The organism is Methylomonas rhizoryzae (assembly GCF_008632455.1).
GTDB lineage: Bacteria > Pseudomonadota > Gammaproteobacteria > Methylococcales > Methylomonadaceae > Methylomonas > Methylomonas rhizoryzae.
The window spans coordinates 1,110,991-1,135,008 of record NZ_CP043929.1 but is presented as its reverse complement, the minus strand read 5'-3'; the positions used below and the strand labels follow the sequence as shown (position 1 = coordinate 1,135,008).

Annotated in this window: 16 protein-coding genes; 10 read left to right on the top strand and 6 right to left on the bottom strand. The window is 57.6% G+C overall.

The features are described from left to right. Nucleotides 1–59 precede the first annotated feature (59 nt). From prmA to F1E05_RS05245, 4 genes are all read left to right on the top strand, one after another. Complete coding sequence (gene prmA / locus F1E05_RS05265; protein ID WP_150047299.1) at nucleotides 60–944, top strand: 50S ribosomal protein L11 methyltransferase; 885 nt, start codon at nucleotides 60–62, stop codon at nucleotides 942–944. A 1-nt stretch (nucleotide 945) separates the two neighbouring features. Further along, entirely contained in the window at nucleotides 946–1,587 is a 642-nt protein-coding gene (locus F1E05_RS05260) for a zinc-ribbon and DUF3426 domain-containing protein (RefSeq protein WP_150047298.1), read from the top strand. Between the two features lie 5 nt (nucleotides 1,588–1,592). Next, nucleotides 1,593–2,789: a class I SAM-dependent rRNA methyltransferase gene (locus tag F1E05_RS05255; protein WP_150047297.1), complete on the top strand. Its 1,197-nt coding sequence runs from the start codon at nucleotides 1,593–1,595 to the stop codon at nucleotides 2,787–2,789. Between the two features lie 184 nt (nucleotides 2,790–2,973). Further along, nucleotides 2,974–3,504 (top strand): hypothetical protein, encoded by a 531-nt coding sequence (locus F1E05_RS05245; protein ID WP_150047295.1) that lies wholly within the window; start codon nucleotides 2,974–2,976, stop codon nucleotides 3,502–3,504. Nucleotides 3,505–3,550: 46 nt separating this feature from the next. On the opposite strand, the gene F1E05_RS05240 is transcribed toward F1E05_RS05245, so the two are convergent. Together F1E05_RS05240 and F1E05_RS05235 are read right to left on the bottom strand one after the other, a co-directional pair. After that, on the bottom strand, nucleotides 3,551–5,125 hold the full coding sequence (locus tag F1E05_RS05240; protein WP_150051806.1) for a peptide chain release factor 3: 1,575 nt from the start codon (nucleotides 5,123–5,125) through the stop codon (nucleotides 3,551–3,553). Nucleotides 5,126–5,585: 460 nt separating this feature from the next. Beyond that, nucleotides 5,586–5,903, bottom strand: a complete 318-nt coding sequence (locus F1E05_RS05235) for a transposase (RefSeq protein ID WP_150047294.1) — start codon at nucleotides 5,901–5,903, stop codon at nucleotides 5,586–5,588. 290 nt (nucleotides 5,904–6,193) lie between these two features. On the opposite strand from F1E05_RS05235, the gene F1E05_RS05230 reads away from it, so the two are divergent. Together F1E05_RS05230 and F1E05_RS05225 are read left to right on the top strand one after the other, a co-directional pair. Continuing rightward, nucleotides 6,194–8,326 (top strand): hybrid sensor histidine kinase/response regulator, encoded by a 2,133-nt coding sequence (locus F1E05_RS05230; protein ID WP_190303254.1) that lies wholly within the window; start codon nucleotides 6,194–6,196, stop codon nucleotides 8,324–8,326. A gap of 125 nt (nucleotides 8,327–8,451) precedes the next feature. Next, complete coding sequence (locus F1E05_RS05225; protein WP_269473494.1) at nucleotides 8,452–10,050, top strand: flavin monoamine oxidase family protein; 1,599 nt, start codon at nucleotides 8,452–8,454, stop codon at nucleotides 10,048–10,050. A 30-nt stretch (nucleotides 10,051–10,080) separates the two neighbouring features. Here the strand turns inward: F1E05_RS05225 and F1E05_RS05220 are convergent, their stop codons facing one another. The 3 genes from F1E05_RS05220 to grrM are packed head-to-tail and all read right to left on the bottom strand — an operon-like array spanning nucleotide 10,081 to nucleotide 17,183. Then, entirely contained in the window at nucleotides 10,081–14,325 is a 4,245-nt protein-coding gene (locus F1E05_RS05220) for an nSTAND1 domain-containing NTPase (protein ID WP_150047291.1), read from the bottom strand. Nucleotides 14,326–14,338: 13 nt separating this feature from the next. Further along, nucleotides 14,339–15,913 carry a DUF4062 domain-containing protein gene (locus F1E05_RS05215; protein ID WP_150047290.1) on the bottom strand — a complete coding sequence of 525 codons (1,575 nt, stop codon included), beginning with the start codon at nucleotides 15,911–15,913 and terminating at the stop codon, nucleotides 14,339–14,341. Nucleotides 15,914–15,929: 16 nt separating this feature from the next. Continuing rightward, nucleotides 15,930–17,183 (bottom strand): cyclophane-forming radical SAM/SPASM peptide maturase GrrM/OscB, encoded by a 1,254-nt coding sequence (grrM, locus tag F1E05_RS05210; RefSeq protein ID WP_150047289.1) that lies wholly within the window; start codon nucleotides 17,181–17,183, stop codon nucleotides 15,930–15,932. A 516-nt stretch (nucleotides 17,184–17,699) separates the two neighbouring features. On the opposite strand from grrM, the gene F1E05_RS05205 reads away from it, so the two are divergent. From F1E05_RS05205 to F1E05_RS05195, 3 genes are all read left to right on the top strand, one after another. Further along, nucleotides 17,700–18,728: a GlxA family transcriptional regulator gene (locus F1E05_RS05205; protein ID WP_150047288.1), complete on the top strand. Its 1,029-nt coding sequence runs from the start codon at nucleotides 17,700–17,702 to the stop codon at nucleotides 18,726–18,728. Nucleotides 18,729–18,895: 167 nt separating this feature from the next. Then, on the top strand, nucleotides 18,896–21,058 hold the full coding sequence (locus F1E05_RS05200; protein WP_150047287.1) for a hemerythrin domain-containing protein: 2,163 nt from the start codon (nucleotides 18,896–18,898) through the stop codon (nucleotides 21,056–21,058). A gap of 158 nt (nucleotides 21,059–21,216) precedes the next feature. Then, on the top strand, nucleotides 21,217–21,885 hold the full coding sequence (locus F1E05_RS05195; RefSeq protein WP_150047286.1) for an HAD-IA family hydrolase: 669 nt from the start codon (nucleotides 21,217–21,219) through the stop codon (nucleotides 21,883–21,885). Between the two features lie 174 nt (nucleotides 21,886–22,059). Here the strand turns inward: F1E05_RS05195 and F1E05_RS05190 are convergent, their stop codons facing one another. Next, nucleotides 22,060–22,683, bottom strand: a complete 624-nt coding sequence (locus tag F1E05_RS05190; protein ID WP_150047285.1) for a TetR/AcrR family transcriptional regulator — start codon at nucleotides 22,681–22,683, stop codon at nucleotides 22,060–22,062. Nucleotides 22,684–22,782: 99 nt separating this feature from the next. On the opposite strand from F1E05_RS05190, the gene F1E05_RS05185 reads away from it, so the two are divergent. Beyond that, nucleotides 22,783–24,018: an efflux RND transporter periplasmic adaptor subunit gene (locus F1E05_RS05185; protein ID WP_150047284.1), complete on the top strand. Its 1,236-nt coding sequence runs from the start codon at nucleotides 22,783–22,785 to the stop codon at nucleotides 24,016–24,018.

Below are 24,018 nucleotides of genomic sequence, written 5' to 3'. Positions count from 1 at the left end.
ACCGGCTGGAGCGGAGTAGGATACTTCGCTCCAGCCGACCTATCTCCATCTCCCGCACTATGGCCTGGCACCAGCTTTCCATCGTCACGGACGAGCAAACCGCTCCGGAACTGTCGGATTTTTTCAGCGAATTAGGCGCGGTTTCGGTCACTTACAGCGACGCCGAAGACGAGCCGGTTTACGAACCCGCTATCGACCAAACCCAAATCTGGAGCCACACCCGGGTGACTGCATTGTTCGAATTGGATACCGACCCGGACGTCGTACAAACCTTGCTGTTCAATCAATTTATCGGCCGCCCTCTAGCGTATTGGCAAGCGGAAGTCATTCAAGACCAGGCCTGGGAACGGGCCTGGATGGACTATTTTCAACCCATGCAATTTGCCGGCAAATTTTGGGTCTGCCCCAGCGGCCAAGAAATCAATCAACCGGGGCAAATTTGCATGACCTTGGACCCGGGCTTAGCCTTCGGTACCGGCACCCACCCCACTACCGCGATGTGCTTGGAATGGCTGGCCGCCCATCCGCTTGCCGGCAAAACCCTGATCGATTACGGCTGCGGCTCGGGCATCCTGGCCGTAGCCGCAATATTGCTAGGCGCCGAGCGGGCCGACGGTGTGGATATCGATCCGCAAGCCCTCACCGCAACCCAATACAACGCCGATAAAAACCGAGTAGCCGACAAAATCGCCTACTACCTGCCGGAGCAGTTTCACGGCGTACCCGCCGACGTAGTGGTCGCCAATATTCTCGCCAATCCGTTGATAAAACTAGCCCCCACCATAGCCGCCCTGGTCAAACCCGGCGGCGATCTGGTGCTATCCGGCATCTTGCACGACCAGGCCGACATGGTGGCCGCAGCCTATCGCGCCCAAGGCCTAACGGTTTCCGAACCGGTACGGCTGGAGGATTGGTGCCGCCTGGACGCCCGAAAACCCGCTTGACATGTTTAGCCGCTGTCCGCATTGCGACCGGCAGCAACCGGTCAGTACCCAACAATTGCGAGAAACGCGGGGCTTGTTAACCTGCGTCGCTTGCCGGCGTGCGTTCGACGCGTTACCGAGTTTGAGCGACGAAGCCGGCGAACGGATAAACCCGATAGCCGCCGCCCCGATCGACCTGCCGGAGCACGACCGGCCCAACGCACAGTGGCCGTGGCTGGCCGGTAATGCCTGGTTGTTGCTAGTGCTGATTTTACAATTCGTCTATTTCAAGGCCGGCCCATCATGGCAGCAATCCTACCTATACGCCGATCTTGTAGCACTATCCGCCCGATTCGGCCTTAACCTGCCGGCGTATCGCAATCCCTCGGCCTGGTCGGTATCGCACACCGAACTCAAACCTTATTTGGCCTCCGGCTATAAGCTGAGTGCGGTACTCACCAACCAAGCCGCGGTCAACCAAGCCTTGCCCGATTTGAAACTGGCCGTGACCGATTTGACCGGCCGCACCGTCGCCGAACGTATATTTCCCGCCGGGCAATTCGGCGGTAACGCGCTGTGGACCCCGCAACAATCACTACACATACAACTGGCTTTGGTCATTCCCGCCATCGAACCCGCCGGTTTTAGCCTAACGCCGATATAATTCCGATGACTTACCCCGCTCTGTTTTTAAAAAAACACGAAGATAAACGCTTACGACAAGGCCATTTATGGGTATTTAGCAACGAAATCGACAGCAAACGCAGCCCGCTGGAACAATTCGAACCCGGCAGTTTAGCGGTATTGCACGACAGCAGCGCCCAGCCGATGGGCGTGGTTTACGTCAATCCGCACGCCTTGATCTGCGCCCGGCTGTTGACACGCAAACCCAACAGCAGCATAGGCGAAAAATTTTTCCGTTCCCGGCTGCAACAAGCCATGAAATTGCGCCGGCGCTGGTTCGACAAACCGTTTTACCGCCTGGTTTACGGCGAAAGCGACGGTTTGCCGGGCTTGGTGATCGATCGCTACGACAGCGTACTGTCGGTGCAGATCACCACGGCCGGCATGGAAAACCTGAAGCCGGTGCTACTCAAAGTCCTGATCGAGCTGATAGCACCGCAAGCGATTTTGCTGAAAAACGACAACAGCCAGCGGCAAGTGGAAAATCTAAGCCTGGAGACGGCACTGGCCCACGGCACCTTGCCCGAGCGCGTACTGATCGAAGAAAACGGCATCCGCTACCTAACCGATATTGCCGCCGGCCAAAAGACCGGCTGGTTTTACGACCACAGAGTCAGCCGGGCGCAATTAGCGGGCTGGAGCAAAGGACTCAAGGTCCTGGATTTATTCAGTTACGCCGGCGCTTGGGGTATAGCCGCGGCCGCGGCAGGAGCCGACGAAGTGACTTGCGTCGACAGCTCGGAACACGCCTTAAGTCTGGCCAAGGAATCCTCGGCCTTGAACGGAGTCGGCGACCGGTTGCAATGCGTGCGTAGCGACGTGTTCGAGTTTTTGAAACAAGCCCGCGATCAGCATTTACATTTCGACGCCATCGTGCTGGACCCGCCGGCGCTGATCAAACGCAAGAAAGATTATCAAGCCGGCTACGAAGCCTACCGGCGCCTGAATCAATTGGCGCTGCAAGTGCTGGCCAACGACGGCTTGCTGGTATCGGCGTCGTGTTCTCATCATTTACATCGGGCGGATTTGCAGGAAATCCTGCGCGGCTCGGCCAAACACATCGATAGACATCTGACTTTCGTCGCCGCCTGCGGCCAGGGCCCCGACCACCCTATATTGCCGGCCATGCCGGAGACCGAATACCTGAAAACCTTTTTTTGTGCGGTCTCGGCCAGGATGTAAGGACAACAATGGCGAAAACCTATCCGCCTTGCCTGCTGTGCGGTCAACCGGTCAAACTCGCCGGCTTCAGCTTGCCGTGCCCGCAAAGCGGCGAGACGCGGCACTTCTGCTGCGAAGGTTGTTTAAGAATTTACCAACTGCTCGAACCCGAGCGCGACACAACCCACCCAAGGAGATAATAAAAATGAAAGCCTGCGAATCCTGCGCCGAGCGCGTCAACATCGGTTGCCATCACAAACAGAAATCGGTCCTCTCGCGCGCCATCGGCCTGGTGTTTATCTATTTGCCGATTTTGACGCTGCCGTTCGTGTTCCTCAGCGCTTATTTGACTTATTTCAGCCTGAAATTGGTCGGCGCGGAAAACGTCAAAACCTACCGCGACTTTTTGCCCGACCGCGCCAGTCACCGCTACACCTTGAAAAACCAAATCGTCATGGACGGTTCGTTTAAATTGAGCATGGCGCAATCCAAATTGTTCTGGATCCTGAACTGCACCTGGTATTGCCCGTTCAGCGTAGGCCTGTTCGAATGGCACGCTTATTTGGTCAAAGTGGTGGAAAACTGGTGGTGCCCGTTCGGCCACAGCCGCAAAAACAGCTACAGCGACGGCGCCATCGACCAATCGTTCTGGCACATCTATCCGGAAGAACGCGCCAAACTGACAGAAGAAGACTTGAATAATCCTATTTTTACCAACGAGGCGGACCCTAAATAAGCCCGGCGCGCCGCCGCCGATGCCGCAGCGGCGCGCCCTACCCACCTTACAATTCGCGGGTAGCGCTGAACACGATGTCCGGCCAGCGCTCTTCGGTCAGCTGCAAATTGACCCGGCTGGTGGCCAAATACACCAAATAGCCGCCGCCGTCTTCCGCTAGATTTTCGAAGGCCTTGTTTTTGAATTCTTCCAACTTGAGCGGATTCGCCGAGCTGACCCAGCGCACGGTGCTGATCGGCGAGGCGTCGTAAGAACACTCCACGTTGTACTCGTGCTTCAAACGGTGCGCGGTCACGTCAAACTGCAAAATCCCAACCGCGCCTAATATCAAATCGTTATTCTTCAAGGGCTTGAACAACTGCGTGGCCCCCTCTTCGGTCAGTTGCACCAAACCTTTTTGCAAAGCCTTGGCCCGTAACGGATCTTTCAACACCACGCGGCGAAACAGCTCCGGCGCAAAATACGGGATGCCGCCGAACTTGAGCGTCTCACCTTGGGTAAAGGTGTCGCCCACCTGTATGGTGCCGTGGTTGTGCAATCCGATGATATCGCCGGGATAAGCTTCCTCGACGTTCTTACGGCTGTCGGCCTGAAAGGTAATCGCGTTGGCGACTTGAATGCCTTTGCCTGTCCTGACGTGGTGCATTTTCATGCCCCGGTCGAACTTGCCGGAACAAATACGCATGAACGCCACCCTATCGCGGTGGGCCGGGTCCATATTGGCCTGAATTTTGAACACGAAACCGCTGAACTTGTCTTCCTCGGGCTGCACCAAACGCTGTTCGGATTGGCGCGGCCGCGGCGGCGGCGCAAACTCGGCGAAGGCATCCAGCAATTCGACAATGCCGAAATTGTTGATTGCCGAGCCGAAAAACACGGGCGTTTGTTCGCCGCGCAAATATTTTTCCAGATCGAATTCGTGACTGGCACCCTTTACCAATTCGATTTCTTCGCGCAATTCGTCGGCCTGCAAACCCAGCAACTCGTCCAGATGCGGATTGTTTAGCCCTTTGACGGTCTCGGACTGGGCAATCTTGCCGCCGTGATGCGGACTGAACAAAATCGTCTCGTCCTTGTACATTTGGTATACGCCTTTAAAGCGCTTGCCCATGCCGATAGGCCAGGTCATCGGCGCGCATTCGATTTTCAGCACGCTTTCGACCTCATCCAACAGCTCTATCGGCTCGCGGCCTTCCCGGTCCAATTTGTTGATAAAGGTCAGAATGGGCGTATCGCGCAAACGGCATACTTCCATCAGCTTGATGGTCCGGTCCTCGACCCCTTTGGCCACGTCGATCACCATCAAGGCCGAATCCACCGCGGTCAAGGTACGGTAGGTATCTTCCGAGAAATCCTCGTGGCCCGGAGTATCCAGCAAGTTGATGATGGCGTCTTTGTGCTCAAACTGCATCACCGACGTGGTTACCGAAATACCCCGCTCCTTTTCCATCTCCATCCAGTCGGAAGTCGCGTGCCTGGCCGCTTTACGGCCTTTGACCGAACCGGCCAGCTGAATCGCCCCGCCGAACAACAGCAGTTTTTCGGTGATGGTGGTTTTACCGGCATCCGGGTGGGAAATGATGGCAAAAGTGCGGCGACGCTTGAATTCAGTAGCTTGCATGGAGGTTCGAATCTGATTGGGGAGTTTTCGCAGCCTAACAGCGGCCACGAAATCATTGCGTTGGTTAGCCGGCATTATATCGCAGCCGGACCGCAATGCCGCTAACTGCGGCTTAGTAGGACGCTCGGCCACGACAAAACCGCCCGTCAAGGCTATCCGCCCGCTATACGTAGCCATACCGTTTAATTTGGCCGGCATGCCGGATAGCAAGCGGGCGCGCCGAATAAGCAATGTCCGATCTAGCTTCCATGCCGACTTCACGCCGTACCAGCCAATGCCAGCAACGCGGGTTTTCTTCTTGACCATCCCATACCCAAACCAGGGCATGCAGATAATCGGCGATCAAAAAGCCTTTTTCGCTCTCACGCGGTCAGTCGCTGCCAGGCTTCCGGGTGCTTGCGCGGCCGCCCACTGGTCTACGCGTCGGACTGTGCATTGCGGCTGGCGGTGGCTTGGCTTTCTACCCCGCCCGAACCATTCGGGTACGGCTCAGGGTCTTGCAGATAAATCGTTTGACCACACTGCACATCCGCAACAAAACGGCAGCCTTATGCTCAACACCCCGCAGGAAAGCCGGTTCCTTGCCGTAGCCGCCGTCAATGCCGACGTAGCCGAATTGAATCCCGCGTTGCCGGGCGATTTCCAGCATCGCCAGTGTCAGTTGAAATTTACTTAGAAACTCGCGCGCCTCCTTGAGAATCGCCGCCTTCTTGCAGCGCGCCTCATCAAGACACCAGTCCTCGGACAAATACAGGCGGGCGTCGATTAAGGTGGTCATGTTGCCTCGGCACTCATGCCCTGGGGGTACAAGGTTGCGAAGATGCCCACCTGACAGTTATCCACTTGGCCCAAGCGTCAGTTCGACTGCCGGGCAACACCGGCGGACGCCTCGCCTTTCTTGGCGCTTGTGCCCTTGAGGGTAAAGCCGCTTTCATCAAAAATCTATACCGTACCGGCGGCCCAACCTGAGTGGGTTTAACGCGCACTTTAGCCGGGAAAATGCTAAATTTGCTCAATTGCCAATTCCCATCAACACGCACTTCAGCCCATCGGGCAAGGATTCCGCCTATGAACGCCACAAATCCTGCGGCGCCGGACGCCGCACTCGCGCGTCTTAGCCTGGAAACCCGCACCCACAACCTTTACAGCGGCATCGCCATGGAATTGCTGTCCAATGCCATGATAGCGATCGTCATGGCTTCGGTGCTGCTGCAAGTGGCCAATGCCATGCATATTGCCGCCTGGCTGTTGCTGCAAATTCCGGCGCTTTTGTTACGCATCGCGATTACCAGCGCCTACCGCAGCCAACGCGCAGCCGGCAGCCTATCGGATTATGGCAAGTGGTTACAGCTATACCGTTTGCACATGGCCGTATTCGGTTTGATTTGGGGCGCGGCCGCCGTGTTGTTTTTGCCGACCATTGATGCGCCTTATGTATTCTTCGTGTTGTTTTGCTTGTTCGGCTTGTTTGCCGGCGGTATTACCTTTTTATCGGCCGACAAAATTTCCTACCAATTGTATTGTTCGCCCGCGCTGTTGGCCGGTTTCGCAATCAGTCTAAGCCGCAGCGATTCGCTGCATTTGTCCGCGGCACTGTCGATAGGCCTGATCACCTTGTACTTGTGCGTCAACGGCAAACGCATCAGCGACAACTTCAACGACGTGCTCAAGCAACAATACGCCTTGTCGCAGCGTCAGGCCGAGCTAAGCCGCTACGAATTCATCGTCAACAGCGTGCCGGATGCCATGAGCGTGCTCAATCGCCAACATTGCTACGAAGCGGTCAGCGACGGCTGGTGCGCGCGTATGGGCGTCAAGCGTTCCGAGGCAATCGGCCGCTCCGCGGGCGAAGTTTGGGGTGAGTACCGTTATTCGCAGTTTATCGCCCCGCAATTGGAGCACGTGTTTACCAAAGGCGTACCGCAATCGCATCAGGCCGAAATCGATTTCCCGGCCATCGGGACGCGCGAATGCGCGATCAGCTATTACCCCTACGTTGCCCCAAGCGGAGAAGTCAGCCATACGGTGGTGGTGACCCGCGACATTTCGGAACTGGAAAACGCCAAAAATCAAGCCGAATCAGCCAACCGGGCCAAAAGCGAATTTTTGGCCAGCATGAGCCACGAATTACGCACGCCGCTAAACGCGGTGCTCGGCTTCTCGCAATTGATGGCAATGGACAAGCACAATCCGGCGGAAACCCGCGAAGTTGCCGCAGAAATCGAAAACGCCGGCAAGCACCTGTTGTCCATCATCAACGACCTGATAGACCTGTCCCGCATCGAGGCCGGCAAGCTGGATTACATGATGCAACCCGTCAACGTCCAAGCGGTCATTGCCGACAGTCTGGCCCTGATTGCTCCCAGCGCGCGGGAAAGCAATATAGACATCAACGTCGACTGCGACGGTAGCAAACAGCTTACGGTTTACGCGGACCGCAAGCGTTTGCGGCAAATCGTCATTAATTTTTTATCCAACGGCATCAAATATAACCGGGATGGCGGTCAAGTCCGCTTACACACGCAGAGCACAGACCGGCAAGTACGCATCAGTGTCAGCGATACCGGCATCGGCATTCCCGCAGACAAACAAAACAGGGTGTTCGAATCGTTCGACCGTCTCGGCGCCGAAAAAAGCCATATCGAAGGTACCGGCATCGGCTTGGTCATCACCAAACGTTTGACGGAAGCCATGGGCGGCGAAATCGGCTTCGACAGCAAGCCGGGACAAGGCAGTACTTTTTGGGTAGGCTTCCCTATTTGCGAAGAATTCGACGCTCAAGTCAACGAATCGGCACCGCCAACGGCCGGCACCGCCAAAACCGCCGGCCACCGGCGTTACAACGTGCTGTACATCGAAGATAACCCGCAAAACGTCAAATTGATTCGCAGCATTTTCGAGAAGCGCCCCAATATCACCTTATTGGTCGCCGGCAACGCCGAACAAGGCATAGGTCTGGCGTTGGCTAACCCGCCGTCGCTGATCCTGATGGACATCAATTTACCCGGGATGAGCGGTTACCAAGCCTTGGAAACCTTGAAAGCCCATCCGCCGACGGTCAATATCCCGGTCATCGCGGTAACCGCAAACATACCGAAAGAACCGAGTCTCAAAGAAAAAGCGGCCGGTTTTGCCGGTTTTTTGACCAAGCCTATTGAAGTCAGCAAGTTATTCGCTGAAATCGATAAGTTTTTATCGTGATAGACATGCTGGCAGCCGTCCGGCACCTGATTTCCCGGTTGCATCGTCGCCAAGCAAACTAGTTCCCTAATAAGGGATTCCGACGCAAAATATGCTCTTCTCTCCATTTGCTCAGGAGCTTCGTCGTGGCGCACAGCATTTTATTTCGCAAACTCGTCCTAGCTTTACAAGCCGCTAGACGCGACTATCTTGAATCCCGGCAGCGGCCTGCCCCGCTTCCGCATACCGTTCTCGGTTGGGATAGACGCCGCTTCGTCAAAACCTCGGTTGCAGCGGGAATAGGCGGCGTGCTGGAATTGAGCGGCATCGCTCCGGCATTCGCCGGCAAGCCGCAGCCGGCGGCGCGCGTCGCCATTATCGGCGCCGGCATCGCCGGTTTGAACGCCGCATACCGGCTGCGCAAAGCCGGGATTATCGCCACGGTGTACGAAGCCCGCAGCCGACCCGGCGGGCGCATGCTGTCCGTCACTATCGACGACGGCTTGACCGTCGACCTCGGCGCCGAACTGATCAATACCGACCATTTGGAGATGCGCGCGCTAGCCAAAGCCTTCGACATTGCGCTGTTCGACAGACTCAAAGACGCCGCCCGCACCGACATTCCCGAAGAAGCCTATTTTTTCGACGGCCTAAGCTACGACGCCGAGCACTTAGCCGCCGACATATTCGCGCTAGCCGCACAGATTAGCGAAGACGCCGCCCTGATCGACCGGGATTGGGAGCGCTATGCCCCGTTTTTCGATCAGCTTTCGGTTGCCGACTACCTGAATTTGCATGCAGACAAAATCCGGGCAGGCTATGTCCGGGTCTTGTTCGAAAACGCCATTCGTACCGAATACGGCGCGGAACCCGCCGATTCCTCCGCCTTGCAGTTGCTGTTTTTATTACCGCAAGTCGACGGCCGCTCGGTGGAAATACTCGGTTACAGCGACGAGGCGTTTGCGGTCACCGGCGGTTCGGCCCGACTCACCGACGCGCTGGCGGCAGCCTTGCCGGGACAAATCCGCTACGGTAAGGCTTTGCACAGTCTCACGCACTTCGGCGACGGCTATCAATTGACTTTTGCCGACCGCAGCTCGGAATCGGCCGACATCGTGATCGTCGCCATGCCGTTTCCGGCCCTCCGTCAAGTCGCGCTGAATGTGCGGCTGCCCGATTTATTCCGCCGTTTCGTCAACGAAACCGGCTTAGGCGCCAATGAAAAACTGATCGCCGGATTCGCCGAACGATTCTGGCGCAACCCGGCCGGCTTCAGCTTGGCGGCATGGACCGATATGGGGTTTGCCGCCGTATGGGACGAATCGCAACGTCAACCCAAGCGACCGAACGGCGCGCTGAATTTTTTCTTGGGCGGCAAGCAAGTCGAACGGTTAAACCGAAGCCGCGATTTCAAAGCGCTGGGCCGACAATTCATTGCCGAGTTGGAGCGCGTCTTACCCGGCGCCGGCGATTCGGCAACCGGAACCCTGCTGAAAAGCGCATGGGGACGAAGCCGCTTTACCGGCGGCGGATACGCGAACTTTAAGCCCGGACAACTAACCGAATTCGCCGAATTTTTTTGGGTGGAAGCCGGCCGGGCCGATGCACAACAAGTGGTATTCGACAACCTGATTTTTGCCGGCGAGCAACTCAGCGATGCTTATTACGGCTTTATGGAGGGCGGTGCGCAAACCGGGCGTCTAGCCGCCGCCTGCGCCTTGCAGATAGCCCGGAACCACGCATAGTCGGCGCGCAACGCTATCGTTTTCGACGGCTCACGGCGCCGCCGCCTTCAATTCGATACCGAATTCGCGCATATCCCCTTTCTCTTCCGCGCCGTTACGCATCGCCTCAGCCATCAAACGTTGCAGCACGGCGTCGGCCGATTCCGCCGGTGCGGCGCAACCTCGGCAGGGTCTGAGCTCCACCGTATCGGCAAATACCACAGGCAAGTGCAAACCGCCGTCCTGCTCGTGCAAACGGCCGATAGCCAGCACGTCGCGGTTGGGGATGCAATAATTGGATACTAGCGGGGTGCCGGCCGCGGCGTCCAAACTCCAAATGCGTACCGACTGCCCCGACAAGCCGCTGGCCGTGCAGTTGCCGCTTTGCTTGTCGAACAAAGCCGCCAAATAACCGCGGGCGAGATCCAGACTCAGGGTGTGCACGGACTCGGTGACCTGAATCGCGGCATGCAAGGGCAACACAAACGGTTTAGCAGCGCTATCGGCCGGAAATACCTCTATGGCGCCGGTTTCGTAGCCGCCCACCAACAAACCACTGTTGTCCACCGCGCAAGCCGCCACGTTGGCGCGCATATACGGGTATTTCTGCTCGGTGTTCAGCAAGTTGCCGGGAACCACCGCAGCAGCCACCAACATCCCGCCCTTGGTGCCTATCACCAGACGCTTGCCGTCTTCCGACAAGTTCAAACAATTGATATTCGGATCGACGGTAAATTCGGCATTACCGTTCAAACGGCTCAGCATCACCGCTTCTTCTTTAACGCCATCGGCGCTGTATAAATGCAGCTTGTCCAGGACTCCCAAGATGGCCATGCCGTCGTCGGTGACCACCAAATCCACCGCGTCGATATTTTTCCTGTCCAATTCCGGCGGCTTGGGCAGTTCCACCAGCTGCCGGGACTCCACGTTATAAATATGCAAATCGATTTTGGTGGTGTCGATGTGTCCGTCCAACCAAGCGATGTAGTGACCGTGCGGCGACACTGCGGCCCACAGAATTTCCACGTCGGTGCCGGCTATTGCCTTGAAGGTAGTCGTCGAGCCATGCATCGCTTGCCATCGGGTGGCGCTGCCGGCCGTCGTCCCTTGGCCCACCGCTTTGGGCCAAACCACGCCGGCCTCGCCGGCAACCCTGGCTTCGGCTTGATTGCTAAACTGCGGCTGACGTTGACGGATACGCCGCAGCACTGCTCCCGGCTCGACGGCCACCGCGTATTGAGGGTTCACCATGACGAACTGGGTAACGGCGTCGCCCAAGCCGCAATCCATGGGGCGCCAGCGCTCGGCCCGCAATTCCCAACATTGCGGCCGCTTGTCGGCCACGTAACTTACCACGGGCCGGACGCCGCCGTCGGCACCGAAATCAATGTCGCGCAGCGACAAGCCGGCGGTAGCCTCCTGCTTGTCCAAGGTCAGGCGCAACGGTTCCGCGCTGCCGTTGCATTGCCGCACCACGGTTTGCCCGGATAAGTGCCGGTCCACCAGCCAGTTGTCGGATTTACCGGCGCTACGCAACCGGCTGACCGAAATCTGCTGGACTTGGCTGGCGTCCAACGTAGGCTGGATTTTGCCGCCGCAATAGACCGCCCCGTTCAAACGGCCGGTAATCAGCTCCGGCACGCCGTCGCGTAGCTCGCCGCTGAAGGCTAGGGCCGAAACCACGTCTTGGTGATCGTCCGCATCTTTGCCGACCGAAGCCGGCGAGGCGTCCTGCCAGCGCTGGCTAGCGGCGTCGAACAACCAAACGGCGCTTTGTATCTTGGGTTTATAGCTCACCACGCTGAACGCGGCGTAACGGCCGTCCGCCGAAAAAGCCAGGTCCGAAAAGTCGCTGGCATCGGGAAAGCTTTGCCGGGCGGAGTCGATAGCCTCGGCGTGACCGCTGTCCGGCTTGTCCTGGACGGCGCAGGCCGGAGCCGGCCATTGCAAACGATGGATCGCCACCTCCCAGCCGCGCATGGAACCCGCCACCTTGAACGGCAATATCAACCACCGGGTATCGCTGCCGTTTGCCAACACAGGCGGGGACACGTTGGCTTGCGCCGCCAACTGGCCTTGCCCGTAACGAATCTCGATAGGCGCCTGGTCCAAACGACCGTCTTCGCATAGCCGATAGACGCGCAAGGCTTTGTCCTGCGGAACGGCGTTATCGAACTGCAACACCGCACTGCCTTGCCCGACGATCAGCGCATTGCTGCTGCCGCGCGGGGTAAACTGAAATTTGTCGTCCATATTGTCCAAGGCCAGTGCCAGTACGTAGCGAAAATCGCTACCGCCGTATTTGCCGCTGGAATAGGTTAAATCCAGGTCGATAGGCGCCTGGGTTTTGGAGGCCAAAATCCACGGCAATACGTTTAAAGCAGCGCTTTTACGTTCCTGCTCCACCAAATGGATCATGTTTTGCTGGGTATTCAGTCTTGCCTGAGCCCACAGCGCGTAAAACACCGCACTCACCAGTATCAGGACCAACACCGCCAAGCTGGTGTAATACTTGTATTTGGTTTTGGTTTTGGCGATTTCCGCTTGCTGAGCCGCTTCCTTGGCCTGTTCGGCCAGGCGTTTTTCGGCCGCCTTGCGTTGTTCCTCGGCAATACAGGCCGCCACGTAATCGGTCACTTCGCCTTCGACCAGCCAACTGTCGTCCACATAGCGCTGCGCGGCTTGCAGCGGTGCGCCGGCCAGCTTCAAATAATCGGCGGAGCGTTGATGGTTGTGCCAGTCCAGCGCTTCGCGGGTAATCAATTTAATCGCATGCAAGCGGGCTTTGGCTTCCGGACCGGCTATCCAGTCGCGAAACGTAGCCCAGTTGCGAAACATGGCTTCGTGCGCCACTTCGAACAGCAAGCCGTCGTCGCCGGTTTGCCGCAACAGGCCGGGCTCGACGAAAGCCGCGATGACCCGTTCCACTTCGTGTTCCGGCCACTGTTTACTCAGTACCGCCATCAATTCCGCTTTGCCCCGCCGCCGGCGCAAGGGCTGCTCGAAGTTTTCGTCCAACAGCACCAATTCCAGCATCAGGCGCGTGCATAACGCCCGTTGCCTGTCGTCCAAGTTCCGATAAACCTGTTCGGCGACTTTGCCCAAAGCGCCTTGAACGTCCGGTAGCGCGTCGAACATGGCTTGATTGATAAAATCCAAGGGTTTGCCCGGCTCGACGACGCTGCCCTGTTCGTCCAGCACCGGCTCGCTGCGCGGGCGCTGCTCCCACAAACGCCGCAAAGCGTATTGCAACAGCGGCAAGCCGTCGACCAAACTGGCTGCCTGGCTGGCCAAGGCATCGATCAAGCTGGGCGGAATAAAACGCAAGCCGACTTTGCGGGCCGGCTTTTCGATGGCTTGGCGTATATGCTCGAAACCGATAGGCGCCAGCTGCAGAATGCCTTCGCTTTGATCGATGCTGCTGACCAAACCGTATAGGTGTTTCAGCGGCTCGCTGGCTTCCAAACGGGCCAGATGGTCGGTGCGCAAGGTCAGCAATACCCGGCAATCCAAACCGGCGGCGCCGACCGCCGGGCTGGACAGCAGGCACAACAGTTCGGCGAAGGCGGCTTGTTCCAAGGCATCCTGACATAAGGTCAGCAGCTCTTCGAACTGGTCTATCACCAACAGGATTCCGGCGCCCGGCCCGGTCAGCTCGGCCAATACCGCAGCGGCTTGCGCGGGTTGCGCTTTTAATCGACCGGCTAATTCGGCCGCATCGCCCTCCGAACCCGCTACAGCCAACAACGCGGCGGCCAGAAATTCGAACGGACGTACACCGGGCGTGAACGGGCTGGGAAACAGCCATTGCGGATATTTGTCGCGCAAAGCCGGCAACACGCCGGCCAGAGCCAATGAGGATTTGCCGGAACCCGACCCGCCGACGATGACCAGAATGTGATTACGCTCCAAACGCGCAATGCAATCGGCGGTTTCGTGGTCGCGTCCGTAAAAATCCCGCTGCTGGGCTTCGTCGTAGGCTTTCAGGCCCGGGAAGGGGCTATCGATGTCCAGCACTACGCCGGCGCTGGGATCGAACGCGGCCAGCTGGTCGATCGGCAAACCGACGCCGTGCATACCCAAGCGTGAGGTCCAATAATCCACCCGCCCTTGCAAGGCGCGCCGCTCCGGGCTGCCGTTGTCCAAAAACCGTCCGTAATCCACACAGCGCATCAACCAATCCTGCAATTCCCGCAACCATTCCTCGAACTCGGGGCTGCCTGGTTGCAAGCCGTCGAAACGGGGCTCCAGTTCGTTACCGGCTTTGATCAAATCGCGTAAATCTAGCAAGGCCATCTAAGCTCTCCTGTTACTGCGGGTTGGCGCCAAGGCGCCGGTTGGCCAATTGCCATTGCGCGCTGACGCTGTCGGCATATTGGCGGGCGCAGCCGGCCGCCCTCTCCACTTTTTTCAACGTATCTTTGTCCACGTCGAAAAACAAGTCGTCGAAGGCTTTGCGCATCCGCTCGTAAGTCGCTTCGCTGCGGTCGATTTGCAAATCGGCGAAATGCCGTTCGAGCGCCGCGATTTTACTGGACCAATCGGTCCGGTAGTCGCACTGTTCGGAAACCGCTTTAGCGTGTTGCAGCAACCCGGCAACCCGCTCCGGATTATCCAAAAAACCTTCCAAATCGTAGACGAACAGACTGGAGCCCTTGGTTTGGTCTATGCGCTCCAATTGATCGTGCATGCCCTGCCAGTCGTTATGCTTGTTGAACAAACGCTGCACTTTGACGTGACCGTCGTTCAACGCCTGTACCACCTCTTTCAAAAATCCTTTATCGTCGGCTTTCAAAGTCGACTCGGCGGATGCCGCCGCATTGAATAAGCAGGTGGACATATTGTTAGCTTTCAGCAACATGGTGCCGTTGGCATTGACGAAGGCGGACTGCACCCGGGCGGCGTACAGATGGGTGATGTGATCGAAGGCTTGCTTGTCCTTCGGTTGATCTTGAAACTCGGTCTCCAACACTTTGCCGATCACCAGCTGCAAATTGGCCAGATCCGCCTGTTCGGGCAGATTGTGAGCGTAACCGGACAGTTCGCCGCGCGCTTCTTTGATCTTCAACAAGCCCAGCAAATATGTGACCTTGGTGGTGTCGCTCATCGGACCGTCCTGCCATTGCATGCTGACTTCCTCGCGCCAGCGGCGAATACCGAATTGGCGGATCTGGTGCAAGCGGTCGTGGATTTGTTTCAAGCCGGCCAATTGCTCCACCTGCTGCAAACAGTTTTGGATTTGATCTTTCAGCTTCATCAGCTCGACCAGATACTGGGTATCTTGGCGTTGAGCGTTGGCCGCTTCCGGCTGTTGCTTGAGCTCCAATTCGATGCGCTTTTTGAAGGCCTCTTCCAACTGCTGCAGAAAATGCTGGATGTTGGCGAAGATGCGAAAATCCTTTTCCCGCAACTTGGTTTTAAAGCTAGCCAAGGCCTGGGCATGTTCCGGCGACACCAAATCGGTGGACTTCCAATCGGCCAGATTTTCCTTTTCCACATCCGAACCCAAGGCCCGGTATTTTTTTTCGCCGTCGCCGACTTCGCCGGCCAAAAACACGAAACAGGGCTTACCGCTTTCCACCCCTTCCCAATATTCCCATTCGGTGACGCTACGGCTTTCCCCTGCCGGCACGTAGCCGTAGTTCCAGGCAATGATGGATACCAGCCAATCGCACTCTTCCCTGACCCATTTGCGCGAGCGGTCCAGGGCCGGAATCCGCTCGCCGTCCAAGGCCTCGGTGTCCATGGTCACTTCGATCAATTGAAACTTGTTCTGATAAGCCTGATTGAGCTTTTTGATCAGTTGGCCGGCTTCGGCCCGGTATTGCCAAAGGTCTTTGGTGGTGCTGCTCAGAAATACTTTTTTGGCAGGTATCATGCCCATGCCATGCTCCTATCCTCTATAGTTGCTCTCCGCTTCCGGCCTGTCCCGCCGCCTCGCGTTCCAAGGCCTGCAATACGGTTTCGAACGGCCGAATCAACATACTGCGGCAATACAAGGTTTCGCCGCTGTCCAAGCCGCCGTTTTCGAACCATTTGTTGGCCGGCGCGCCGCCGCCGCAATAATTGAAATATCCGCAAGACCGTCGGCAAACGGCAGTCCCCGCCAGGATGCCTTCCCATAAACGTGCAAACGCCGGCCGCTCGGCGGCTTGCAAAAATCCACCGCAATGCACATTGCCCAGCACGAAGTTATCGAATTCCGCCGCCGGCTGACCCAGCAGTTCCGGAGAAAACGTCGAAAAATCGCCGTTCCAGGCCACGGTGACGATAGCGAACGGCAAAGTCTGCGCGTTCATCGGCCAATCCCGGCCTCGCCAGCAATAGCGCGGCAAGCCGTGTTGAATCAAGCTCAAGGCATTGGCCAATTCGCGAACCCGGTATCGATCCGCGGATTGCAATTGCAAGGCTAGCAGTTGTTCGAAAAAACGCCTATGTTCCGCCTCCCGTCCGCGCAAACTGGAATCGGCGTGCGTGCCTTCGGCTTCGTCGAAATTGAAACCGATCTCGCCTATGCCCTGTTCGAGGACGAAATCATGCAATAATCGAGCGTGCGGCAGGCTGTCGGCGGTCACCACGGCAATCACGTGAAACGGAACGCCGTGGTGGCGCAACGCTGCCATTCCGCGCTGCACCTGAGCGAAACTGCCTTTGCCCTGCCGGGTCTTGCGGTGGCTATCGTTAATCGCTGCCGGACCGTCGACGCTGACCCCGACCCTGACCCGATGTTGACTAAACAGCTCGCACCAGTGCGCGTCGATTAACGTGGCGTTGGTTTGTATCGAATGCGATACCCGGCAACGGCCGCTCAACAACTGGTCGAAAATGCCGAACGCTTGCCGGTAGAAGTCGACCGGCACCGCCAAAGGCTCCCCGGCATGCCAAACCACGGTCAGTTCAGGTCCCAGCAGGCCGTCCTCCAACACGCGTTGCGCCGCCAGTTTCACCGTGTCGAGCGACATTCGGGCGCGCGAATCGCGCTGCGGCAAATAACAATAGTCGCAATCCAGATTGCAAAACGGCGTGGGTTGCAGTATCAGCAACTGGGTAGCCGGGCGCGGCGTAAAGTCCGCCAATACAAACGGTCCGGCCGGCATCGCCCGGTTTTCCCGCTCCGCCGTACCTGCCATCCAGTGATTAAGCCACGTTTTCATTTAGGATTATGTCGATTTTTCTGCTTGGCGATGGAAGACGAAACATTTTATCCACACGAACGCCAACCGAAGTACGGGAGCGCCGGAACCGAGCGCACAAACGCCCGTTCCGGCTTATCCGCGTCCGCTCGGGAATAATGATGCAGATCATTGTATAGCGATTGGCGCGGCAGGTTTCCGGCAATCGACTTAAATCGGAACTATCCGGTCACGCGCCCAAACCGTTAAACCGATAGATCGAAGACCGCTCCGATTAGCAAATTCCTATTGGCAGCGACGAAATCAACAGCCGCGTCCGAGTCGGTTTTCGCCAATCGCAGCTGACAGCCTATGGCGATCGGCTCGATTGATAGGGAGTTCTAAACTGGGCTCAACCCCGAGCCGTCCCGAAGCTCGGCTCGACCCGGCCGTTCCTGCCGCAATGCGTCTTGGCGGAAAACGAGGGAAAGTTGTCATTGAATCCTTCGCCAGAGCGAGTAGGCTTGTCAACGAGATCAGCTAACGGGGGAAGATGTCATGACGGCATTTAGCTTTGCTCATCCGGAGAACTTCAAATACCAATCGCGCACCATCGGCATCGTCGTGTTTCCCGGCGTGGAATCGCTGGACATCACCGGGCCGTTCGAAGTGTTCAACTTCGCCAATCTCGGCTTGGGCCAACACGGTATCGACTGCGAGCCGATTTACACGATCAAGCTGTTGGGTAGCAGCCCCGGGCCGGTAGCGACCATGTCCGGCCTGCAAGTCGTCGCCGAAGACATTTACGGCGATAGTTCGGCCCAATACGACACCTTGCTGATTCCGGGCGGGGACATTTCGCGGGAAGTGCACAACCGGGAACTGTTGGACTGGATCGCCGCTATGGCGCCTAAGGTCCGACGCATCGCCTCGGTGTGTACCGGCGCCTTTTTGTTAGCCGAGGCCGGCCTGCTGGACGGCCGGATTGCCACCACCCACTGGCATTACAGCCAGCAATTGGCGCAATGCTATCCGAACATCCAGGTCGAAGCCGACCGGATTTTCATCAAACACGGCCATATTTTCACCTCCGGCGGCATCACCTCCGGCATCGATCTGGCGCTGGCCATGCTCGAGGAAGACTGGGGCCGCGATTTGGCGCTATATGTCGCCCGCTTCCTGGTCGTGTTTCTGAAACGGCCGGGCGGCCAATCCCAGTTCAGCAGTTATTTATCCAACGAAGCGTTCCAACGCACCGACTTGCGCGAATTGCAATCCTGGATTGTCGCCAATTTGCATACCGATCTGAAAGTGGAAGCGATGGCGGAACGTTTGGCGATGAGTCCGCGCAATTTCGCCCGGGTGTTTCTGAACGAAACCGGCATGACCCCGGCCAAGTTCGTCGAAACCGCCCGCATCGACCAAGCCCGGCATTTTCTGGAAACTACCGAACTCTCCATCGAAAGCGTCGCCGATAAGACCGGCTTCAAGGACCCGGAGCGGATGCGGCGCACCTTCCTCCGCCAGTTAGGCGTCAATCCGCAAAACTATCGACAGCGATTCAGTCAAGCCACATCCCTGCATTGACCAAGCCCGGATAAGGCCCGGCAACAGGGCGGACGTTAGCCGTCCGATTCCGTTCGCGCCCGGTGCGCTATCGGCCGGTGCGAAGTTCCCCCCAATAACCGCGGCGATACCGCCGGCCGGGCAGGCCGCCGCTTTGTCCGGCAGTAACGACAGCAAGGAGAACCGTTATGCGCATTTTATTGATCTCAACTGCCTTTTCGGGATTGACTCAACGCTTTTACACCGAACTGGACGACGCCGGTTACGACGTTTCGGTGGAATTGCATCTCGGCAACGAGGCGCAACTGATCGAAGGCGTGGAATTGTTCAAACCGGATCTGATTCTGTGTCCCTATCTGACCCGGCGCCTGCCGGAAGCGCTTTACCGAAACTATCTGTGCCTGATCGTGCATCCCGGCATCAAAGGCGACCGCGGCCCGTCGTCGCTGGACTGGGCGATTCAGGAACGGCTAGCGGAATGGGGGGTAACGCTGCTGGCCGCCGACCGGGAAATGGATGCCGGCGCGATTTGGGCGGCGAAACGTTTCCCGCTACGCCGGGCCAGCAAGAGCAGCATATTCAATCGGGAGGTAGCGCAGTGCGCGGTGGATTGCCTGTGGGAAGCCATGACCTATCTGGATTCGCCGCATTTTCGGCCGGAGCCGCTGGACTACAATCGGGCCGACGTCAAAGGCCGGCTGCGGCCGGCCATGAAACAAGCCGATCGCCGCATTGACTGGTGCCGGCACACGACCGCCGAAATCCTGGCCAGAATCCACGCCGCCGACGGCAGTCCCGGCGTGCTGGACGATCTGTACGGCCGGCCGTTTTATTTATACAACGCCGCGGCCGGCGAGCGCTTCGGCGGCAAACCCGGCGAGATCGTCGCCGTTGCCGACGGCGCTATTTGCCGCGCCACGCTGGACGGCTCGATCTGGATCGGCCACCTGAAACCCAAAACCGGCGATGCCAGTGCGATCAAGCTGCCGGCGGCAACCGCATTGGCCGATTTGCTGCCGAAACCGCAATCCGGTCTGTCCGGCTGGTTCGGCAAATCCGTCAAGCGCATCGAACTCGATTACACCCGGCCAGGCCGACACTATCCCTGGCAGGAAGTCTGGTACGAAATCGCCGGCCAGGCCGCGTACTTACATTTTCAGTTTCACAACGGCGGCATGTCCACCGAACAATGCCGCTTGCTGTTGCGGGTTTATCAACACGTGGCGACGCTGGATGTGAAAGCCATCGTCCTGACCGGCGGCGGCGAATTCTGGTCCAACGGCATTCATTTAAACCGGATCGAGGCTGCGGCCAATCCGGCCGACGAATCCTGGGACAACATCAACGCCATCGACGACCTGATCCTGCAAATCATCACCACCATGGACAAGCTCACCGTCGCCGCAGTGGCCGGCAACGCCGGCGCCGGCGGCGCGATATTGGCGCTGGCGCCGGACAAGGTGTTCGTTCGCGACGGCGTGGTTTTCAACCCGCACTACAAAAACATGGGCGAGTTGTACGGCTCCGAATATTGGACCTATTTATTACCGAAGCGGGTGGGGCACGCCACCGCGGCCGAATTGACCGAACAGCGCCTGCCGCTCAGCGCACGCCGGGCCTGGCACCTGGGCATGGTCGACAAGGTGCTCGACCGGCAGCATGCGATCTTCGACGCGCAAATCCGCCATTCAGTCAACACCTTGATCGCCGACCCGGCCAATCTGCAAAAAATGTTGGCCGAAAAGGCCGCAATCCGTTGCCGAAACGAGGCCGTCAAACCGTTGGCGGCGTACCGGAAATTCGAACTGGCGCAGATGCACGCCAACTTTTACGGCAGCGACGCCTATCACCAGGCCCGTAAAGCATTCGTATTTAAAAAAAGCTGCGACAAGACCGCGGACTACCTCGCCAAACATCGGCAGCTCACGGAAATGTCCAAAGCCTTGCCCGGCAGCATGGCGCATTGCGTGTGGCAGGATTGTTATGCCATGGGCGATCCACGGGTGGACAATCAGCACCAGGACTTCTTCAAGATTGCCGAAAAACTGTGCGTAGCCCGCAACAAGGACGAACGGCTTGACTTGATGTTCGAGCTTTACCAGCACGTCAAGGAACATTTCGGCGAAGAAGAAGCGCTGATGAAAAAGTCAGGTTTCACGCATTATTCGAACCACGCCAAGGAACATAATCTGATGTTGGAGAAGCTAATGGAATTAGACAAAAAAATCCAACACGATCAATTGGGCCAACGCGATGTGCCGGAATTCATCGAGCGCTGGAGCAAGCATATCGTCAACTCGGACATGGTATTCAGCCAGCATTGGAAGGAGATGAACGTATTCAGTGTTTAACCGCGCCTGCGCTGGCCGGAGTAACAGGCAAGCCAGGGGTGTTGATTTTGGCGCATTAGGCGACCTTTATTGATTCCGCGGTGGTAAACTTGGGGCAAGACCCCGGTAAGCCATCCCCCAACAGACTTTGCACCCCCTAGCCGGAGTACCCCCCGTAAATGACCGGCATCTGTGTAATCTTTGATTTGGACGGTACCCTTGTAGACAGCGAGGGGCTTTGCAATCAAGCGTTTCTCGATCTGCTTCCGCAACTGGATGATACGGTGGACGCTTTGACCCTGCGTTATCGCGGCAAGAAGCTGGCGTCTATCCTTACCGACCTTGAAGGCCGTCTTTGCCGGAAGTTGCCGGATGGGTTCGAACTGAATTATCGCCAGCACGTGGCGGAACTGTTCTGTCGCGAATTGAAACCTATGCCCGGCGTTCTTGAAATGCTCAAAACCGCTGACTTTCCCAAATGCATTGCATCGAGCGGGCCTCTTTTGAAAATCCGTCAGGCGCTGCAGGTTAGCGGCCTCTCCCGCTACTTCGATGACAACCTTTTCAGCGCTTATGACGTTGGCTGTTGGAAGCCCGAGCCCGGTTTATTCCGATATGCGGCAAATGCGATGGGTTTTATGCCCAGCCAATGCGTGGTGGTAGAAGACAGTAATGTTGGGATTGAGGCAGCCGTAGCGGCAGGCATGAAAGCCTTCCGGTATGTGCGAAACGCTGAGACAGCGTCATGCCGAATCGCGGATGAAGTACTATTCGACGATATGCTGCAGCTTCCCCGCTTGTTAACTCAATTGGTTAACCGTGCCCGCCCACCGTTCAACTCGAACTGACGCGAAAGCCAGGCAGGCGGCTACGCTCGTTTGCATTGCTAATGAGCACATGCAAGCCAAACTTGCCGAATTCATCGCCACGCATCCGCTTTGCCGAAAATGCAGAATTGTGCAAATCTCTTGAAGTTAGCGGCAGCATCCGCTGAACCCGCCGCCAAGCGACCGAATCGGCGCTTAGTGCGCGCGACAGCCATTTAAAAACAAATGGGTGGCTAGCTTGACCCAACTCTCGATTTCCGCTTGGTCTGGAGCATCTTCCAAACCCAACTGCTGGCGCTGCATTCTTTCGCCGCGCAATGCGCTGATGTATTGATCGGCCAGAATTTGCGCGGAAAAATCGGCAACAATCCGCCCCGCCCGTTGTTGAGCGGAGAAGAATTCCGCCAAGTGCGCCAGCGTGCGGCTGGGGCCTTCTTGATAAAACTGCACGGCCAGATCGGGAAAGCGTTGACATTCGGCAATCAGAATCGCCCGCATCCGCATCACTTCCGGCCTGGATATTTGAAACAGAAACTTGACCCCGAATGCGACCAGGGCTTGCTCGAGATCGCCGTCCTGCCCGTCTTTCAAACTACCGATGAACCGGTCGCTGCAACGCCGAATCAGCGCGCCGAACACCCCGGCTTTACCGCCGAATTGGTTGTAAATCGTGCGCAAGGACACTCTGGCCTCGCGCGCCAGGCTCTCCATGCTCAGATCGCCGTAACCGTTTTCTAAAAAAAGCTGTAAGGCCGTATCCAATAGGCGGTCGCTACTTTCTTGCTCGCAACCCTTGGCCGGCCGGCCGCATTTAACCATGTTCAACCATTCGAAAATACATTTGACACGGTAAAACAGGGTACCATAAACTAAACGGTAAGGTACATTACCTTTTTATTTATGCCGGAGCATCCAGCCATGCCACACTCGCCCCACCCTGCGTCGACGCCGCTCATATACCGGCTCAACCCGCCTCTACTCCGCCTCGTCGACAAGCAGCGGGCGAGCGTAATACCGGCAATCATCAGGGCCGGCTTAATAACCGTCACCCTTGCCGCTACCGGCTGCGGCGACGCCGTAAACAACGATGCGCCCATGCCGCCGCCCGGCGTTAAAGCAGCCAAAGCAATCGCCCAAGAGGTCAGCGAATGGGACGAATTTACCGGTCGAGTGGCAGCGGTCAATACGGTCGAAGTACGGGCCAGAGTATCCGGCTTTCTGGAAAAGCAGAACTTTACCGCCGGCAGCACGGTAAAGCGCGGCGACTTATTGTTCGTGATCGATCAAAAACCTTTCAAAGCCCAACTAAATTTCGCCAAAGCGGAACTGGAACGGGCCAAGGTCAAAGCGGATTTGGCCAAAACCGACATGAAACGGGCGGAAAACCTGAGCCGCGCCAATGCCATATCCCGCGAAGAATACGACACCCGGCGGGAAACGCTACGCGAGGCCGGCGCCGCAGTCGCTTCCGCCGAGGCCAACGTTTACACGGCACAATTGAACTTGGATTACAGCGAAATCCGCGCGCCGATTGCCGGCCGCATCAGCCGGGAAATGGTCACTGTCGGCAACTTGGTCAATGCCGGCGGCGATGCCGCGGTGTTAGCGACCATCGTCGCCACCGACCCGGTTTATGTCTATGTCGATGCCGACGAGCAATCGGTGTTGAAGTACCGGCGCAAGCGGCTCGGCAGCGCGGACGCTGGCGATTTGACCGGTATCCCCGTGCAGTTGGCCCTGGCCGACGAAGCGGATTTTCCGCACGCCGGCCGGTTGGATTACGTCGCGCCGCAAGAGAACCCCAACACCGGCACCATCAGCTTGCGCGGCGTGTTCGCCAATCCGGACGGTTTGTTGAGCCCCGGCTTGTTCGCCCGGATGCGGGTGCAAGGCAGCCGGCCTTACCCGGCTTTGTTACTGCCTGAACGGGCTATCTCCGCCGACCAGGCGCAAAATTTCGTGTGGGTGGTAAAACCGGACAATCAGCTCGAATACCGCACGGTTACGCTGGGTGCGCGCGTCGGCCCGCTCCGCGCGGTAACAAGCGGCTTGAACGTCGACGATTGGGTCGTCGTCGAAGGCGGGCAAAAACTCAAGGCCGGCCTCTCGGTCGACCCCGAGCGCATCGAGCTGAGCGCGCAAGGAGCGCCATAA

Coding starts and splice junctions, on each gene's coding strand:
- F1E05_RS05190 (WP_150047285.1), bottom strand. CDS start 22,683: ATGGTTAAATGCGGCCGGCCGGCCAAGGGTTGCGAGCAAGAAAGTAGC.
- F1E05_RS05245 (WP_150047295.1), top strand. CDS start 2,974: ATGAAAGCCTGCGAATCCTGCGCCGAGCGCGTCAACATCGGTTGCCAT.
- F1E05_RS05240 (WP_150051806.1), bottom strand. CDS start 5,125: ATGCAAGCTACTGAATTCAAGCGTCGCCGCACTTTTGCCATCATTTCC.
- F1E05_RS05255 (WP_150047297.1), top strand. CDS start 1,593: ATGACTTACCCCGCTCTGTTTTTAAAAAAACACGAAGATAAACGCTTA.
- F1E05_RS05215 (WP_150047290.1), bottom strand. CDS start 15,913: ATGGGCATGATACCTGCCAAAAAAGTATTTCTGAGCAGCACCACCAAA.
- F1E05_RS05185 (WP_150047284.1), top strand. CDS start 22,783: ATGCCACACTCGCCCCACCCTGCGTCGACGCCGCTCATATACCGGCTC.
- F1E05_RS05205 (WP_150047288.1), top strand. CDS start 17,700: ATGACGGCATTTAGCTTTGCTCATCCGGAGAACTTCAAATACCAATCG.
- grrM (WP_150047289.1), bottom strand. CDS start 17,183: ATGAAAACGTGGCTTAATCACTGGATGGCAGGTACGGCGGAGCGGGAA.
- F1E05_RS05200 (WP_150047287.1), top strand. CDS start 18,896: ATGCGCATTTTATTGATCTCAACTGCCTTTTCGGGATTGACTCAACGC.
- F1E05_RS05220 (WP_150047291.1), bottom strand. CDS start 14,325: ATGGCCTTGCTAGATTTACGCGATTTGATCAAAGCCGGTAACGAACTG.
- F1E05_RS05230 (WP_190303254.1), top strand. CDS start 6,194: ATGAACGCCACAAATCCTGCGGCGCCGGACGCCGCACTCGCGCGTCTT.
- F1E05_RS05195 (WP_150047286.1), top strand. CDS start 21,217: ATGACCGGCATCTGTGTAATCTTTGATTTGGACGGTACCCTTGTAGAC.
- prmA (WP_150047299.1), top strand. CDS start 60: ATGGCCTGGCACCAGCTTTCCATCGTCACGGACGAGCAAACCGCTCCG.
- F1E05_RS05260 (WP_150047298.1), top strand. CDS start 946: ATGTTTAGCCGCTGTCCGCATTGCGACCGGCAGCAACCGGTCAGTACC.
- F1E05_RS05235 (WP_150047294.1), bottom strand. CDS start 5,903: ATGACCACCTTAATCGACGCCCGCCTGTATTTGTCCGAGGACTGGTGT.